Source organism: Bacillus sp. FJAT-29790 (genome assembly GCF_019039215.1).
Classification (GTDB): Bacteria; Bacillota; Bacilli; order Bacillales; family Cytobacillaceae; genus Cytobacillus.
This window is the reverse complement of sequence record NZ_JAHNZZ010000007.1, coordinates 1-16,650: the sequence shown is the minus strand read 5'-3', so window position 1 is coordinate 16,650 and position 16,650 is coordinate 1. Positions and strand designations below refer to the sequence as shown.

General features: G+C 40.6%; 16 protein-coding genes. All 16 read left to right on the top strand.

Features of this window, described 5'->3' with window-relative positions:
- The first annotated feature begins 112 nt into the window (after window positions 1-112).
- The 16 genes from tilS to lysS all read left to right on the top strand — a co-directional run bounded on the left by tilS (window position 113) and on the right by lysS (window position 16,286).
- Window positions 113-1,501: a tRNA lysidine(34) synthetase TilS gene (gene tilS, locus BGM26_RS20985; protein ID WP_217042241.1), complete on the top strand. Its 1,389-nt coding sequence runs from the start codon at window positions 113-115 to the stop codon at window positions 1,499-1,501.
- A gap of 22 nt (window positions 1,502-1,523) precedes the next feature.
- Entirely contained in the window at window positions 1,524-2,069 is a 546-nt protein-coding gene (hpt, locus tag BGM26_RS20980; protein ID WP_217042240.1) for a hypoxanthine phosphoribosyltransferase, read from the top strand.
- A gap of 146 nt (window positions 2,070-2,215) precedes the next feature.
- A complete protein-coding gene (ftsH, locus tag BGM26_RS20975) occupies window positions 2,216-4,183 on the top strand; it encodes an ATP-dependent zinc metalloprotease FtsH (RefSeq protein WP_217042239.1) in 1,968 nt (655 codons plus the stop codon).
- 546 nt (window positions 4,184-4,729) lie between these two features.
- Window positions 4,730-5,506 (top strand): type III pantothenate kinase, encoded by a 777-nt coding sequence (locus BGM26_RS20970; protein WP_217042238.1) that lies wholly within the window; start codon window positions 4,730-4,732, stop codon window positions 5,504-5,506.
- 40 nt (window positions 5,507-5,546) lie between these two features.
- Window positions 5,547-6,425 carry an Hsp33 family molecular chaperone HslO gene (hslO, locus tag BGM26_RS20965; RefSeq protein WP_217042237.1) on the top strand — a complete coding sequence of 293 codons (879 nt, stop codon included), beginning with the start codon at window positions 5,547-5,549 and terminating at the stop codon, window positions 6,423-6,425.
- Window positions 6,426-6,625: 200 nt separating this feature from the next.
- Complete coding sequence (locus tag BGM26_RS20960) at window positions 6,626-7,507, top strand: peptidyl-prolyl cis-trans isomerase (RefSeq protein WP_217042236.1); 882 nt, start codon at window positions 6,626-6,628, stop codon at window positions 7,505-7,507.
- Window positions 7,508-7,744: 237 nt separating this feature from the next.
- On the top strand, window positions 7,745-8,674 hold the full coding sequence (gene cysK, locus BGM26_RS20955; protein ID WP_217042235.1) for a cysteine synthase A: 930 nt from the start codon (window positions 7,745-7,747) through the stop codon (window positions 8,672-8,674).
- A 115-nt stretch (window positions 8,675-8,789) separates the two neighbouring features.
- Entirely contained in the window at window positions 8,790-10,205 is a 1,416-nt protein-coding gene (gene pabB, locus BGM26_RS20950; RefSeq protein ID WP_367949383.1) for an aminodeoxychorismate synthase, component I, read from the top strand.
- Window positions 10,202-10,792, top strand: a complete 591-nt coding sequence (gene pabA, locus BGM26_RS20945; RefSeq protein WP_217042233.1) for an aminodeoxychorismate/anthranilate synthase component II — start codon at window positions 10,202-10,204, stop codon at window positions 10,790-10,792. Before pabB ends, pabA begins: the two co-directional genes overlap by 4 nt.
- A 6-nt stretch (window positions 10,793-10,798) precedes the next feature.
- Window positions 10,799-11,656 (top strand): aminodeoxychorismate lyase, encoded by an 858-nt coding sequence (gene pabC / locus BGM26_RS20940; protein ID WP_217042232.1) that lies wholly within the window; start codon window positions 10,799-10,801, stop codon window positions 11,654-11,656.
- Between the two features lie 11 nt (window positions 11,657-11,667).
- Complete coding sequence (gene folP, locus BGM26_RS20935; RefSeq protein WP_217042231.1) at window positions 11,668-12,501, top strand: dihydropteroate synthase; 834 nt, start codon at window positions 11,668-11,670, stop codon at window positions 12,499-12,501.
- A complete protein-coding gene (gene folB / locus BGM26_RS20930) occupies window positions 12,494-12,853 on the top strand; it encodes a dihydroneopterin aldolase (protein WP_217042230.1) in 360 nt (119 codons plus the stop codon). Before folP ends, folB begins: the two co-directional genes overlap by 8 nt.
- A 2-nt stretch (window positions 12,854-12,855) precedes the next feature.
- Window positions 12,856-13,383 carry a 2-amino-4-hydroxy-6-hydroxymethyldihydropteridine diphosphokinase gene (gene folK / locus BGM26_RS20925; RefSeq protein WP_217042229.1) on the top strand — a complete coding sequence of 176 codons (528 nt, stop codon included), beginning with the start codon at window positions 12,856-12,858 and terminating at the stop codon, window positions 13,381-13,383.
- The gene (locus BGM26_RS20920; protein WP_217042228.1) at window positions 13,335-13,550 is read left to right on the top strand and encodes a helix-turn-helix domain-containing protein; all 216 of its coding nucleotides are present in this window, start codon (window positions 13,335-13,337) and stop codon (window positions 13,548-13,550) included. The genes folK and BGM26_RS20920 overlap by 49 nt, the downstream gene beginning before the upstream one ends.
- A gap of 32 nt (window positions 13,551-13,582) precedes the next feature.
- The gene (gene dusB / locus BGM26_RS20915) at window positions 13,583-14,584 is read left to right on the top strand and encodes a tRNA dihydrouridine synthase DusB (RefSeq protein ID WP_217042227.1); all 1,002 of its coding nucleotides are present in this window, start codon (window positions 13,583-13,585) and stop codon (window positions 14,582-14,584) included.
- 211 nt (window positions 14,585-14,795) lie between these two features.
- On the top strand, window positions 14,796-16,286 hold the full coding sequence (gene lysS / locus BGM26_RS20910) for a lysine--tRNA ligase (protein WP_367949382.1): 1,491 nt from the start codon (window positions 14,796-14,798) through the stop codon (window positions 16,284-16,286).
- The last annotated feature ends 364 nt before the right edge of the window (window positions 16,287-16,650 follow it).

The window sequence follows — 16,650 nt, the reverse complement described above, 5'->3', positions numbered from 1 at the left end:
AAGTGCCCGCAGCGGAAATCAACGGGCAAACTTTTAAAGCCAAAAACAACAAACTATGCGAATATAGCTTTTTGTTACAAGCTAAGTCACTTTTAGGATAAGGAAGAAGCGTATGTTAGAAGCAAAGGTTAAAGCTTTTCTGCAACGAAAAGGGATAGAATTAAACAACATGAAGCTTTTAATTGGCGTGTCAGGGGGACCCGATTCTTTAGCTCTGCTTCATTATTTGTGGAGCAAAAGACATGTATACAACCTTTATATGGTTGCCGCACATGTTGACCATATGTTCAGAGGGGAAGAATCTTACGCGGAAGCTAAATTTGTCCAACAATTTTGTGAGGAAAGAAATATTCCTGTTGAAATCACAAGAATGAATGTCCCTGAATATATTGCCGAATCGGGGAAAAGTGCACAAATTGCCTCAAGAGAATGCAGATACAGTTTTTTTGAAAAGGTAATGAAGAAGCATCACCTTGACTATCTTGCCCTAGGTCACCACGGCGACGATCAAGTAGAAACGATTCTCATGCGACTAACAAGAGGAAGTACCGGGGATGCTAGGGCTGGAATGGCTTTTTTAAGGCCATTCGGCAAGGGACAAATCATTCGTCCTTTTTTATGCGTTAACAGAAATGAAATCGAGAATTACTGCAGCGAAAATGGACTAGATCCACGTAGAGACCCAAGCAACGAAAAGGGGATATACAGCCGCAATCGGTTTCGGAAGGAAATCATGCCTTTTTTAAAGAAAGAAAACCCTCAAGTTCATGAACATTTTCAACGATTTAGTGAAGAAATTCAGAGTGATGAGGCCTTTTTGCAGGAATTAACTGTCCAAAAAATGAATAAAGTAATGACAAAGAAAACTGCTGAGGAAATCATTATAAATATTGAGGATTTTCAAGCAATGCCAATGCCTTTACAAAGAAGGGGGATTCAACTAATATTAAACTATCTTTATCAAGAAAGACCTGCGACATTATCTGCCTTACATATTGAAAAAGTTATATCATTAATGAGCAGCCCTCATCCATCCGGTACGCTTGATTTTCCAAACGGTTTGCACATTGTACGGTCTTACAAGAAATGTAAGTTCCTTTTTCATCTTCACCGTGTACAATCCTATCGTTTTGAAATGAATGGACCCGGAAAAATCGATTTGCCAAATGGCGGCTGTATAGTTATGGAGTTTACAGACTGTCCCGATGGCATCAATCAAATGAACACCATTCTTTTAAATCATAATGATACCCAGTTCCCTCTTGTGATTAGAACAAGAAAAGATGGAGATCGTATGTCATTGAAAGGAATGCAAGGCACAAAAAAGGTGAAAGATATCTTTATTGATCAAAAAATACCAGTCCAAGATCGAAATGCCTGGCCTATCGTAACGGATTGCAATGACCAGATCCTATGGGTTCCGGGTTTGAAAAAGTTCCATCGGTCTTTACAGCATCATCCTGATTGTAGTTATATTCTTTTAAAATACATAAAGCAATGATCTTCTAGGGGGCACACTTAAAATGAAAAACGATATTGAAAAGATATTAATTTCGGAAGAAGAAATCCAGGAAAAAACAAGGGCTCTTGCAGCTATGCTGACAGAAGAGTATCAGGATCGTTTTCCTTTAGTAATCGGGGTACTAAAAGGAGCAATGCCGTTTATGAGCGATCTTATTAAACGGATTGATACACATCTTGAAATGGATTTCATGGATGTTTCCAGTTATGGCCGTACCACTGTTTCTTCAGGAGAGGTTAAAATTGTGAAGGACCTTGATACTTCTGTAGAAGGCAGAGATATCTTAATCATTGAAGATATTATTGATAGTGGGTTAACATTAAGCTATTTAGTGGAGTTATTCCGTTATCGAAAAGCAAAGTCCATTAAAATTGTTACTTTGCTTGATAAACCGGCTGGAAGGAAAGCTGATATCGCAGCGGATTATGTAGGCTTTATTGTCCCAGATGAGTTCGTTGTTGGCTATGGCCTTGACTATGCTGAAAAATATCGAAACCTTCCATACATTGGTATTCTTAAACCAGAGGTATACAGTAATAACAATTAAGAGAATAATTTAAAAGAGAATATCCAGGAATGGCCTTTTATTTTTGAATGAACGGCCTATGTTTTGAAAAGTATAAATCCTTGAATTGGCATGATTTTCTATGATACTATACAATATAGTTTATTTACCGTGGGAGGAGGTAGGGGATGAATCGGATCTTCCGGAATACCATCTTTTATTTATTGATATTTTTAGTAATAATCGGTGTTGTCAGCTTCTTTAACGGCAACAATGAACCGACAGAACAAATCTCTTATGATAAATTTGTTAGCTATTTGGAAAGTGGAGAAATTAAATCCATTTCTTTGCAGCCTGAAAGAGGCGTCTTTGAAGTACAAGGCCAGCTTGAAGGGCGTGAAGACGGCAAGAAATTCCTTACTTATATCGTGAATAACGATAAAATTCTTGAGCGTATCGATGCACTCGCGCTAACTAAAAATTCTGAGGTGAAAATTCAGCCAGCGAAAGAAACGAGCGGCTGGGTTACATTCTTTACTTCAATCATTCCGTTTATTATTATCTTTATTTTATTCTTCTTCTTGCTGAATCAAGCACAGGGCGGTGGAAGCCGTGTGATGAATTTTGGCAAAAGTAAAGCAAAGCTTTATGACGATAGTAAAAAGAAAGTCCGCTTTAAAGACGTAGCGGGCGCCGATGAGGAAAAGCAAGAGCTTGTCGAAGTAGTTGAATTCCTGAAAGATCCTAGGAAATTCTCTGAATTAGGTGCAAGAATTCCAAAAGGAGTTCTCCTTGTTGGCCCTCCTGGTACTGGGAAAACATTACTTGCGCGAGCAGCTGCTGGTGAGGCTGGCGTACCATTCTTCTCCATTAGCGGTTCGGATTTCGTTGAAATGTTTGTGGGTGTCGGTGCTTCGCGTGTTCGTGACCTATTTGAAAATGCAAAGAAAAATGCACCATGTATCATTTTTATCGATGAAATTGATGCAGTTGGACGTCAGCGTGGGGCAGGTTTAGGGGGCGGACATGATGAGCGTGAACAAACTCTTAACCAGTTACTTGTTGAAATGGACGGATTCGGAGCGAACGAAGGGATTATCATCGTTGCCGCCACGAACCGACCAGATATTCTAGACCCGGCATTATTGCGTCCGGGACGATTTGACCGACAAATTACAGTAGACCGCCCTGATGTAATTGGCCGTGAAGCTGTTCTGAAAGTACATGCTCGCAATAAGCCTTTAGATGATACAGTTAACTTGAAGAGTATCGCCCAGCGTACACCCGGCTTCTCTGGTGCTGATTTAGAAAACTTATTGAATGAGGCAGCTCTTGTAGCCGCCCGCCGAGACAAGAAAAAAATAGATATGTCTGATATTGACGAAGCAACGGATCGCGTTATTGCCGGTCCGGCTAAGAAAAGCCGTGTTATTTCTAAAAAGGAAAGAAACATTGTTGCCTTTCATGAAGCTGGCCATACAGTTATTGGTGTAGTCCTTGAGGAAGCAGAAATGGTTCATAAAGTGACAATCGTACCTCGTGGGCAAGCTGGTGGATATGCAGTTATGCTTCCTAAAGAAGATCGTTTCTTTATGACAAAGCCGGAGCTTCTCGATAAAATTGTTGGTTTGCTCGGCGGTCGTGTAGCTGAGGAGATTGCCTTCGGTGAAGTAAGTACCGGTGCGCATAACGACTTTCAGCGTGCTACCGGGATCGCACGCAGGATGGTTACTGAATTTGGAATGAGTGATAAACTCGGCCCACTGCAATTTGGTCAATCGCAAGGCGGCCAAGTTTTCTTGGGAAGGGATTTCAATAATGATCAGAACTATTCTGATGCGATTGCGTATGAGATAGATCAGGAAATTCAACGCATTATCAAAGAATGTTACGAAAAGGCAAGAAAAGTTCTTACAGAAAATCGTGATAAACTTGATCTCATTGCCAATACGCTTCTTGAAGTTGAAACACTTGATGCAGATCAAATCAAACATTTATTCGATCACGGCAAATTGCCTGACCGTCCTGTAATAAAAAGTGACTCTTCTGATGATGTGAAAGTGAATATTAACATCAAAAAAGATGATCAAGCTGAGACAGCTAAACCCTCCGAAATCGGAGATGATTCAGCTTCTGCGGACGAGGATAATAAATAAAATCGAAAAGAGTAAAAAAAGCGCTCGGTTTGAGCGCTTTTTTTATTGGAAATTCGTGCTAATAAGGTCTAAGTAAGATGGCTAATTATTACACTCTTCTGAGATTAACCGGCTATCCTTCAAATAAGATCTTAGGCATTTTTGATTACGTGATTTGATATGAGTTATGATATGATATTTTCAGAGAAAAAAGCATGAAAAGTATAGCTTTTCTTTAGGATATCACTTCACTCGAATAAGTCAGAATGATAGCGATAACAGCTATAATATTATTCGTTTAGGCTGTTTTCATAAAGTCTGTTGCTTTTATAATATGATTTTTATTTAATAATCTGAGTTGATTGGAGCGGAGGGCACTTGACTCCTGTGGGAATAGAGGGAACGGGAGACCCCACAGGCGGTAACGCCGAGGAGGCTCCCGTCACTCCCCACGGAAAGCAAGTGCCCGCAGCGGAAATCAACGGGCAAACTTAGAAGGCTAAAATAACAATATATGCGAAAATAGCCTTTGTTTAAAACGAAATTAATCATAAAGTGGTGAGAATATTGATTTTTGTTTTTGATATTGGAAATACAAATATGGTGTTAGGTGTGTATGACGGCGATAAACTTAAGCATCATTGGAGAATTGAAACCAACCGCAATCGAACAGAAGATGAGTATGGCATGATGATAAAATCTCTATTTGAACACGTGAATCTCACGTTTGCTAATATAGATGGAATCATTATCTCCTCTGTTGTTCCACCGATCATGACGGCACTTGAAAGAATGTGTGAAAAGTATTTTCAACTAAAACCACTCGTCGTTGGCCCTGGAATGAAAACTGGTTTGAACATTAAATATGAAAATCCACGTGAAGTTGGTGCAGACCGTATCGTAAATGCGATCGCTGCGATTCATGATTATGGCAGCCCGCTGATAATCGTAGATTTTGGTACAGCAACTACTTATTGCTATATAAATGAAAATAAACAATATATGGGGGGAGCGATTGCCCCGGGTATTGGCATTTCGACGGAAGCCCTTTACTCCAAAGCTGCCAAACTGCCAAGAATCGAAATTGTACGTCCTGACGATATAATCGGCAAGAATACGGTAGCTGCAATGCAGGCAGGGATTCTTTATGGCTATGTAGGACAGGTAGAGGGAATTGTTAAGAGAATGAAAGCGCGGGCTAAGGAGAATCCGACCGTCATTGCGACCGGTGGTTTAGCCAGTTTAATTGCGAAGGAATCAACAATCATTGACATTGTTGACCCATTTTTAACTTTAAAAGGCTTGCAGCTTATTTATAAGCGAAATATGGAAACATTAAAATAACGGATCATCAACGAAGTGATTTATCGAAAGGGGTTTACAAATGAGTGATTATTTAGTGAAAGCACTTGCCTATAACGGTCAAGTCCGTGCTTATGCTGTCCGTACAACAGATACGGTTGGGGAGGCCCAAGCTCGCCATCTGACATGGCCGACCGCATCAGCTGCATTAGGTAGATCGATTTCAGCAGGTGTGATGATGGGTGCTATGTTAAAAGGTGAGGAAAAATTAACGATAAAAATTGAGGGTGGAGGTCCCATCGGTGCGATCTTGGTGGATAGCAATGCAAAGGGTGAAGTCAGGGGTTATGTGACAAACCCGCAGATCCATTTCGATTTAAATGAACATGGCAAGCTTGATGTCCGCCGCGCGGTGGGAACAACAGGTACATTATCCGTTGTTAAGGATATTGGCATGAGAGATTACTTCACGGGACAGGTTCCGATCGTGTCAGGTGAATTAGGAGAGGACTTCACTTATTATTTAGTTTCCTCTGAACAAACGCCATCTTCTGTCGGAGTAGGCGTGCTTGTGAATCCAGATAATTCGATCCTCGCGGCGGGAGGATTTATTTTGCAATTGCTTCCAGGGGCAGATGAAGGGACCATTACGAAAATCGAAAATAGATTGAAGGAAATCCCGCCTGTGTCGAAATTGATTCAACGCGGCTTAACACCGGAAGAACTTTTAATCGAATTATTGGGAAAAGAAAATGTGAAAATCCTTGAGAAGCTGCCGGTTGCCTTTACATGCACATGCTCGGAAGAAAGATTTGCGGATGCGATCATCAGTCTTGGCACAGAAGAGATCCAGGATATGATCGACACCGAGGGGAGTGCTGAGGCCCAGTGTCATTTCTGTAATGAAATTTACCATTTTTCAAGAGAAAAATTAGAGGAATTAAAACAAGAAGCTAAGTAATGCAGGCAATAGAGGGAAGCGAGAGACCCCACAGGTGGTAACGCCGAGAAGGCTCCCGTCCCTCCCCGCGGATAGCAAGTGCCTGTAGCGGAAATCAACAGGCAAACTATCAAGGCTTAAAACAATATATACTAAAAGGGCCTATTTATTTAAATGGTGGCGTTAGTACGCCATATGAGTTTTGTATGGGGGAGGAACTGTTGAAGAGAGAGAGACTTAAGCTAGTAATAGCCGGATTAATCGTGCTGAATTGCCTAACTGTTGCTTTTTTTCTAGCTAAAGGGAGTTCAGGAAATTCAGAAGCTGTGGCAACCGTTGGGAAAGAAAAGATCACGCGGCAGGATTGGCTGAATGAGATGGAATCAAGATACGGAAAAGAAATATTAACCGAACTAATTGACCAAAAAGTCATCGAAACAGCTGGTGAAAAAAATGGCGTGAAAATTTCAAATAAAGCTGTTGAACGCGAATTGAAAATGATTAAAACGATGTACGGGGCATCCGGCGGATATCAATCATCTGATGAAGGAAAGTGGCTGCAGCAAATTAGAAATAGTCTTATGCTTGAAGAGCTCCTAACGAGGGATGTTCACGTTTCGGAAAAAGAAATGAAAAGCTATTATCAACAAAATAGCGAGCAATTTCACTTGAAGGATGCATATCATGTCTCTCAGATTTTCGTCAAAACAAAAGAAGAAGCTGAGCAAACATTGAAGGAACTAGAACAAGGTTCTAACTTTGCTGTGTTGGCTATGGAACGGTCAATTGATGGTTTTACAGCTAATCAGGGCGGGGATGCCGGATATGTTAGCGAGGACAGCGAACATTATTCTCAGGAAATCATAAAAAATATCAAGAGACTAAAACCAGGTAAATGGAGTAACGCTATTAAGTTTGCGGACGGGTATGCAATCGTAATGGTCCATGAGCATGTAGAAGGCAAAAAATATTCATATAAAGAAGTTAAGGACCAGATCCGGAGGCAAATTGCATTGGAACAAATGGACACACCTGTTTCGGCGAAGCCCCTTTGGAATGAAACCGACGTTAAATGGTTCTACGGAGAAATAGAAGAAAAATAGATAAGATAAAGAAACACGGATCCTTCCGTGTTTTTTTTGAACCTATGACAGTAAAAAGATGAAAGTTTAACCTTCTTCGTGCGTATGTTAGGGAAAAGAGAAGGTTAAAGAAAGATTGAGCAAAAGGATGACTTTTAAAAAGGGATCTTTTTTCCTAGAAAACGATTGACATTAAAGGCTGAAATTGTTAGATTTTAATTAAACCAACAAAAATACTCGGAATAAGAGGTGGGTCACATGGTACGTGTAGCGAATTCGATTGCAGATCTAGTAGGCCAGACACCAATTGTGAAACTTAATCGCATCGTTGAGGAAAACAGTGCAGAAGTATATTTAAAGCTAGAATATATGAATCCCGGGAGTAGTGTGAAAGACCGAATTGCGCTCGCGATGATTGAAGCGGCAGAAAGAACAGGAGACTTGAAACAGGGTGATACAATCATTGAGCCGACAAGTGGGAACACTGGAATCGGTCTTGCGATGATTGCTGCCGCGAAAGGATACAAAACGATTCTTGTTATGCCGGAAACGATGAGTATGGAACGTCGCAATCTGTTGCGTGCTTATGGGGCCGATCTTGTTTTGACACCTGGTCCTGATGGAATGGGTGGAGCCATCCGCAAAGCTGAGGAGTTAGCGAACGAAAACGGCTATTTCATGCCACAGCAATTTAAAAACCTTTCCAATCCAGAAATTCATCGCGCCACAACTGGAAAAGAGATTACAGAACAAATGGGCGAACAACTTGATGCGTTTATATCAGGCATCGGTACGGGTGGAACGATTACGGGAGCAGGCGAAGTTCTTCGCGAAAAATATGACAATATAAAAATTTATGCAGTAGAGCCGACAGATTCACCAGTCCTTTCAGGCGGCAAGCCGGGCCCGCATAAAATTCAAGGGATCGGTGCTGGTTTTATTCCGGAGATTCTTAATACAAATATCTATGACGAGGTCATCAAGGTAACGAATGACGCGGCATTTGAATATGCCCGCCGCGCGGCAAAAGAAGAAGGAATCCTTGGAGGAATTTCCTCAGGGGCAGCTATATTTGCTGCATTGCAAGTAGCAAAGGAACTTGGTAAAGGGAAGAAGGTTCTCGCGGTTATCCCTAGTAACGGGGAACGTTATTTAAGTACACCTTTGTACCAGTTTGAAACAGAGTAATAATAAGCAATAGCCTGTTTACGGGCTATTGCGTTTTTTTTTCTATTAAAAAAATGAAAGCTGGGCAATCTTCATGTATGATGAAAAAAGAGAAAAAAATAGGGGTGACCTTTCAGTGGAGAAACTTAAAATACATGCTAAAAAGATTCCTTTTTCTTATAGCTTCTTTTTCAAGCAATACCGCCATATATCAGAGGGAAAACAACATCATGTTTTATTGGAAAGTGGGCGAGGCGGACGTTACAGCATTGCGGCTTTTGACCCTGAAACCGTACTCGTTGGAAAGAATTCGAGATTGGAAATTATTCAAGCTGAAGGAAAGCAAATAATTGAAGGAAATCCGCTTCATTTATTAAAAGAATGGCTTCGCCAGTATGAGGTTGAAAAGCTTGATGAGCTTCCTGATTTCCAAGGAGGGGCCATTGGATTAATCAGCTATGATTATGGCCGCTATATTGAGCGACTTCCAAACATAGCACAGGATGATCTTCGCATTCCGGATATCCACTTTCTTGTCTTTAAAGAATGGTTTGTATTTGATCATGAAAATGAAATTTTATGGCTTATGTTTCTTATCGATGAAAATGCGGACAAGCATACAATTGAAAAAAGTACAGAGTACTGGGAAAAACGTTGGCTTGAGGAATATCCTGCTCCTGATCTGAAAAAAACATACACGACAGATAACCAGTTGGAAGTTTCTATGGATCAAGAAGCGTTTATGAACGCTGTTGAAACTGTTCAGCACTATATTTCACAGGGGGATGTTTTCCAGGTTAACTTATCAGTACGTCAAAGCCAGCCTATCCATGTCAAGGCAATGGACGTTTATGAACAGTTGAGGGTATTAAACCCATCCCCATATATGGGCTATTTTCACACGCCAGAATATCAGCTTGTAAGCGGATCACCTGAGCTATTGATTAAGAAAAAGGGCAATGAAGTAAGCACCCGCCCGATTGCTGGAACTCGTTCGCGTGGAAAGGACCAAGCGGAGGATGTCCAGCTTGCAAACGAACTAATCGAAAATGAAAAAGAACGTGCTGAGCACGTGATGCTTGTCGATTTAGAGAGAAATGACCTGGGGCGTGTTTGCGAATATGGGTCAGTTGAAGTCAATGAATTCATGGTAATTGAAAAATACTCACATGTCATGCATATTGTCTCAAATGTCAGAGGGGAACTTGCAAAGGACAAAGACGGATTTGACTTAATTGACGCCGTATTCCCAGGTGGGACGATTACTGGTGCTCCAAAAGTAAGGACGATGGAAATTATTGAGGAGCTTGAACCTGTCACAAGGGGGCCGTATACTGGTTCACTAGGCTGGATTAATTTTAGCGGCGATTTGGAGCTGAATATTATTATTCGGACAATGCTTGTGAAAGACGGGAAAGCACATGTCCAAGCAGGTGCTGGAGTAGTCATTGATTCAAATCCAGAGAATGAATATAAAGAGTCATTAAAAAAAGCATTTGCTTTATGGAAAGCAAAAGAGATGGCTGAACAGGAAAAGGGGTGGCAAGCTTGATATTGATGATCGATAATTATGATTCCTTTACTTATAACCTTGTTCAATATCTTGGAGAGCTGGGTGAAGAATTAATTGTAAAAAGAAACGATGAGATTACTATTGAGGAAATTAGCCGCTTAAACCCTAAGTTTTTGATGATTTCCCCTGGTCCTTGCACCCCGAATGAAGCAGGAATTAGCCTTGAAGCAATTGATGCTTTTGCTGGTAAAATACCTATCTTCGGGGTTTGCCTTGGGCAACAATCGATGGCCCAGGTCTTTGGTGGAGAAGTGATTCAGGCAGAGAGATTAATGCACGGAAAAACATCAGACATACATCATGATGGAAAAACCATTTTTCAAGGTTTGCCTAACCCATTTCCGGCAACAAGATATCATTCTTTAATCGTCAAAAAGGAAACTTTACCTTCGTGTTTAGAAGTGTCTGCCTGGACTGCTGAAGGAGAGATTATGGCCATTCGCCATAAGGAGCTGCCTGTTGAGGGAGTTCAATTCCATCCCGAATCGATCATGACAACAGCAGGCAAGGAATTACTTAAAAACTTCCTAAACTATTATGAACCCTCTTTAGAAACGAAGGAGTAATAGACCGTGTATTTATATATGAATGGCAATATTGTTAGGAAAGAAGAGGCAGTTATTTCTCCATTTGACCATGGTTTTCTTTATGGAATGGGCTTGTTCGAGACCTTTAGAGTCTATAATGGTCATCCCTTTTTGCTGGACGACCACCTAGAGCGCCTGAATAACAGCTTAAGGGTGTTGAACATTGAAGTTCAATATACAAGAGATCAAATATTAGAAGCTCTTCACATGCTGCTTGAGAAAAATCATTTTTCAAATGCTTATATCCGGCTGAACGTTTCTGCGGGTAATGGAGAGATCGGACTGCAAACAACACCGTATTCACAACCGAACTTGATTATCTTTTCGAAGCCGCTTCCTTCAAGAAGCAGCATGCAGGAAAAACAAGCAGTTGTTCTAAAATTGAATCGTAATACACCAGAAGGGACAGAGCGATTAAAGTCGCATCACTTTCTGAATAATATTCTGGCGAAGAGAGAAGTGGGAGCCGACCTTAATCGCGAGGGAATCTTTTTAACCGATGGCGGCTTTTTGGCAGAAGGTGTTGTATCGAACTTATTTTGGATAAAGAATCATGTTTTGTACACGCCTTCAATAGAGACGGGGATACTAAATGGCATCACAAGGCAGTTTATCATAAAATTAGCGGAGAAAAATGGAATGGCTGTAGAAGAAGGCTTTTTTACTCCAGACAAAGTATTCGGAGCTGACGAAACCTTTGTCACGAATTCAATTCAAGAGATTGTTCCGATTTCCTCGTTTGATGGGCGGCGGATGCCGGGGATTACGGGAAATAAAGTGATTGAACTTCAGTCGCAATATGAGGAATACTGCGAATCACTATGGAGCAGAGAAGAGCTTTAGGAGGTTATATTATGTCGAGTATGATTCAGTGCAGTCCTTATACTCTGGATTATGGAAAAAAAACACTTATAATGGGGATTTTAAACACGACTCCTGATTCTTTTTCAGATGGCGGGAAATTTAATCACCTTGACCAGGCTGTGGAACGTGCATTAACTTTGGTCAACGACGGAGCTGATATTATCGATATTGGCGGAGAATCGACACGCCCTGGACATGCCCCTGTATCAGTGGATGAAGAATTAGAGAGGGTCATCCCAGTTATTCAGGCAATTTCAAAAGAAGTAAGAGTACCAATCTCGATCGATACGTATAAGGCGGAAGTGGCAAGGCAAGCGATTAAAGCAGGTGCCCATATCATTAATGACATCTGGGGTGCGAAGGCTGATCCAGAAATGGCAGCAGTTGCTGCTGATCTCCAAGTTCCAATTATCTTAATGCATAATCGTCAAAATCGAGATTATACTGTTTTTTTTCGAGATGTAATGAGTGATTTGTATGAAAGTATCTTGCGTGTGAAAAAAGCAGGGGTTAAGGATGAAAATATCATTTTAGACCCGGGAATTGGCTTTGCAAAGGATCTGTCCGAAAATCTTGAAATGATGAGAGACTTGGACAAGCTCGTTTCTATCGGCTATCCGGTTTTGCTAGGGACATCCCGAAAAACCTTTATCGGGAAAACACTTGATTTGCCAGTCGATGAGCGTTTGGAAGGCACGGGTGCAACGGTTTGTTTCGGAATTCAGAAAGGTTGCCAGATCATCCGTATCCATGATGTAAAAGAAATGAATCGAATGGCGAAGATGATGGATGCCTTGATGGGAAAGGGTGATTCAGTTGGATAAGATAATGGTCAATCAAATGGCTTTTTATGGTTACCACGGTGTATTTCCAGAGGAGACCCGTCTTGGGCAGCGTTTTCTAATTGATTTGACAGTAGATGCTGATCTGAAAGAGGCGGGAGAAACCGATAATCTGGAACACTCTATTAATTACGGTGATCTTTTTCAAGTTTGCAAAGATGTGGTGGAAGGTAAGCCTTTCAAACTAATAGAAGCGGTGGCTGAAAAAATTGCGGGGGAAATATTAGATCGTTTCAAGGCAGTCGACCTTGTAACTGTGAAGGTGGTCAAACCCGATCCGCCTATTCCAGGTCATTACGAATCGGTTGCCGTTGAGATTACAAGGGGTAGATGAATATGGTAAATGAAGCTTATCTTTCTTTAGGTTCTAACATAGGAGATCGTAACGAAAATTTAAAGGAAGCTATTGAAAATTTAGAGGCGTCGCCTGAAATTAAGGTGATAAATACTTCATCTATCTATGAAACAGATCCCGTCGGCTATGAAAATCAGGAGCAATTTTTAAATATGGTCATTCAAGTGGAAACAACATTAGAGCCGATTGCCCTCCTAGATACTTGTCATGAGATTGAAAAGAATCTAGGGAGAAAAAGGGATATTAGGTGGGGCCCGCGAACGATAGACCTTGACATTTTGTTGTATAATCAAGAAAATATTGAAACAGATAAACTAATCGTTCCTCATCCTCGGATGCAGGAAAGAGCCTTCGTAGTTATTCCTCTATTAGAGATTCAATCTTGCATCAAGCTTCCGACGATGGAGGTTTCTCTACAAGCTGTATTAGGGGACATACCTGATAGAAAAGGAGTACGAATATGGAAGCAGAAAAATGGGGAAGACGTATTCGCGCTTTTCGTAAATTAAAAGGCTATACACAGGAAAGTTTTGCAAAGGAGCTTGGTGTATCGGTTTCCATCCTAGGAGAAGTTGAAAGAGGAAACAGGATGCCAGGTTCTGACTTTGTCGAGCGGGTTGCCCGCCTGCTAAATATTACCGTTGAAGATTTAACACCACCGGTGGAAAATAAGTAATAGAGATGTCGGTAGAAAAAGGAGGCTCGTTTATGTTCAAAATTAGCGATATCGAATTGAAAAACCGGGTTGTCCTAGCACCTATGGCCGGAGTATGTAATTCAGCGTTCCGTCTTACTGTCAAAGAATTTGGCGCGGGTCTAGTTTGTGCTGAAATGGTAAGTGACAAAGGAATCGTAATCCAAAATAAAAAGACAATGAATATGCTATATATTGATGAAAGAGAAAAACCGTTAAGCCTGCAAATTTTTGGCGGAGAAAAAGAGACTTTAGTCGAAGCGGCTAAATTCGTTGATAAAAATACAAACGCTGATATTATCGATATCAATATGGGATGCCCTGTTCCGAAAATCACGAAATGTGATGCAGGTGCAAAATGGCTTCTTGACCCAAATAAAATATATGAAATGGTTTCGGCTGTAACTGCCGCGGTAGAGAAACCGGTAACCGTAAAAATGCGTATGGGCTGGGATGAAGACCATATTTATGCTGTCCGAAACGCCCAAGCCGTGGAACGGGCAGGAGGTAAAGCTGTTTCTTTACACGGACGTACAAGAGTGCAACTGTATGAGGGAAAAGCGAATTGGGATATCATTCGTGAAGTTAAACAAAATATCAACATTCCGTTAATTGGAAATGGGGATGTTGAGACGCCACAGGATGCTAAACGCATGCTTGACGAAACTGGGTGTGACGGAGTAATGATAGGTCGCGCCGCACTAGGTAACCCGTGGATGCTTTATCGTACTGTGAAATACCTTGAAACAGGCGAATTAATGGAAGAACCGTCTGTTCGTGAAAAGATTGACGTCTGCATCCTTCATTTAGACCGCCTAATTGCATTGAAAAATGAGAACATAGCGGTGCGTGAAATGCGTAAGCATGGAGCGTGGTACTTGAAGGGAATCCGCGGCAACGCGATGGTTCGTAATGCAATCAATGAATGTACGACAAGAGAAGAGCTTGTAACTATATTGACCGCGCTTGTTATCGACGTTGAGTCAAAAGAGCAAAGTGAAACACAGGCTGTTTAAACGGGGATAAGGTTTGACATCGAATATTTCTTTATCTATAATATTTTTGATGAACTGCCAGTGACTTGCTGGCAGTTTTTATTCTATTTAAAAACATATATGATGTCTGTTTTTGCTGCATTGTGTAAAATAATATAGGTATAGCGAGTTATTAAACTGTTGCAGTATTTCTTTTTACATAAAAAAGAGTTACAAATTGGAGATGATATCAGTGAGTCAGAGTCACGAAGAGTTAAATGATCAATTGAGGGTTAGACGGGAAAAAATGAGCAGTTTACGCGAAAAAGGATTAGATCCTTTTGGGAAAAGATTCGACCGTTCTCATCAAACGAAGGAACTTATCGAGCACTATAGTGAGTTGGAAAAAGAAGAACTTGAGGAAAAAGATGTAACGGTAACACTTGCTGGTCGTATTATGACGAAGCGTGGCAAAGGGAAAGCTGGTTTTGCTCATTTACAAGACTTAGCGGGCCAAATCCAGATTTACGTACGAAAAGATGCAGTAGGCGATGAAAAATATGAAATATTTGATTCCGCAGATATTGGTGATATTGTAGGTGTGTCAGGAACTCTTTTTAAAACACAAGTAGGCGAACTTTCAATAAAGGTTAAGGATTTTAACCTATTAACGAAAGCATTGCGTCCGCTTCCTGAAAAGTTCCATGGTTTGAAGGATGTTGAGCAGCGTTACCGTCAACGTTACTTAGATTTAATTATGAGTCAGGATAGCAAAGCAACCTTTGTCATGAGAAGCCGTATTATCCGATCTATGCGTCGGTATCTTGATGACCATGGTTATTTAGAGGTTGAAACGCCAATGATGCATTCAATTGCAGGTGGAGCTTCTGCACGTCCATTTGTTACGCACCATAATGCGCTTGATATGGAACTGTATATGCGTATTGCCATTGAGCTTCATTTGAAACGTTTAATCGTTGGCGGACTTGAGAAAGTTTATGAAATTGGCCGTGTATTCCGTAATGAAGGGGTATCAACGAGACATAACCCGGAATTTACAATGATTGAGTTATATGAAGCATATGCTGATTACCGAGATATCATGAGTTTAACAGAAAACCTAGTTGCGCATATTGCACAGGATGTATTAGGAACAACATCTGTACAATATGGAGAGTATGAAATAGATTTGAAACCTGAATGGAAAAGGCTTCACATGGTTGATGCTATTAAAGAATATACAGGTGTAGACTTCTGGAAAGAAACAAGCAAGGAAGAAGCGCAGATATTAGCCAAAGAGCATGGGGTTGAGATAAATGATCATATGCTTTATGGCCATATTGTAAATGAATTCTTTGAGCAAAAAGTAGAAGACAAATTAATCCAGCCGACATTTATCTTCGGACATCCAGTAGAAATTTCTCCGCTTGCGAAAAAGAATGATGAAGACCCGCGCTTTACAGATCGCTTCGAGTTATTCATCGTCGCTCGTGAACATGCCAATGCGTTTACGGAATTAAACGATCCTATCGATCAAAGGGAACGTTTTGAGGCACAGCTAAAAGAACGTGAACAAGGTAATGATGAAGCTCATATGATGGATGACGACTTTATTGAGGCGCTTGAATATGGAATGCCTCCAACAGGTGGTCTGGGTATCGGTATTGACCGACTTGTTATGCTATTAACAAATTCTCCTTCTATTAGAGATGTACTATTATTCCCGTTAATGCGTCATCGCTAATAATGTCATATTAAAAAGGGTAAAGCGTTGTTTATTGCGCTTTACCTTTTTTAATTACTCAGAAGTAATTAGAATATTTTTTCTTTGCTTTTGGCGTAAAAAAACATTAAAAAACTAGTTGCAACATAATGGAGATGATGATATATTAATATCTGTTGCTGCAAAACAAGCAGCTTTAACAAAAAAGATTTTAAAAAAAGTTGTTGACTCAACTTGTTGAATCTGTTAATATTAAAAAGTCGCCTTAAGCGACAAGCGGAATTGCTCTTTGAAAACTGAACGAACAAAAACGTCAACGTTTTAATTTTTATTTTCGAGCTAATCTTACTCTTTATTGGAGAGTTTGATCCTGGCTCAGGACGAA

Excerpts from the sequence above, each read along its gene's own strand:
- hpt (WP_217042240.1), top strand. The coding sequence starts at position 1,524 with ATGAAAAACGATATTGAAAAGATATTAATTTCGGAAGAAGAAATCCAG.
- folK (WP_217042229.1), top strand. The coding sequence starts at position 12,856 with ATGGTAAATGAAGCTTATCTTTCTTTAGGTTCTAACATAGGAGATCGT.
- ftsH (WP_217042239.1), top strand. The coding sequence starts at position 2,216 with ATGAATCGGATCTTCCGGAATACCATCTTTTATTTATTGATATTTTTA.
- cysK (WP_217042235.1), top strand. The coding sequence starts at position 7,745 with ATGGTACGTGTAGCGAATTCGATTGCAGATCTAGTAGGCCAGACACCA.
- folP (WP_217042231.1), top strand. The coding sequence starts at position 11,668 with ATGTCGAGTATGATTCAGTGCAGTCCTTATACTCTGGATTATGGAAAA.
- dusB (WP_217042227.1), top strand. The coding sequence starts at position 13,583 with ATGTTCAAAATTAGCGATATCGAATTGAAAAACCGGGTTGTCCTAGCA.
- hslO (WP_217042237.1), top strand. The coding sequence starts at position 5,547 with ATGAGTGATTATTTAGTGAAAGCACTTGCCTATAACGGTCAAGTCCGT.
- tilS (WP_217042241.1), top strand. The coding sequence starts at position 113 with ATGTTAGAAGCAAAGGTTAAAGCTTTTCTGCAACGAAAAGGGATAGAA.
- BGM26_RS20920 (WP_217042228.1), top strand. The coding sequence starts at position 13,335 with ATGGAAGCAGAAAAATGGGGAAGACGTATTCGCGCTTTTCGTAAATTA.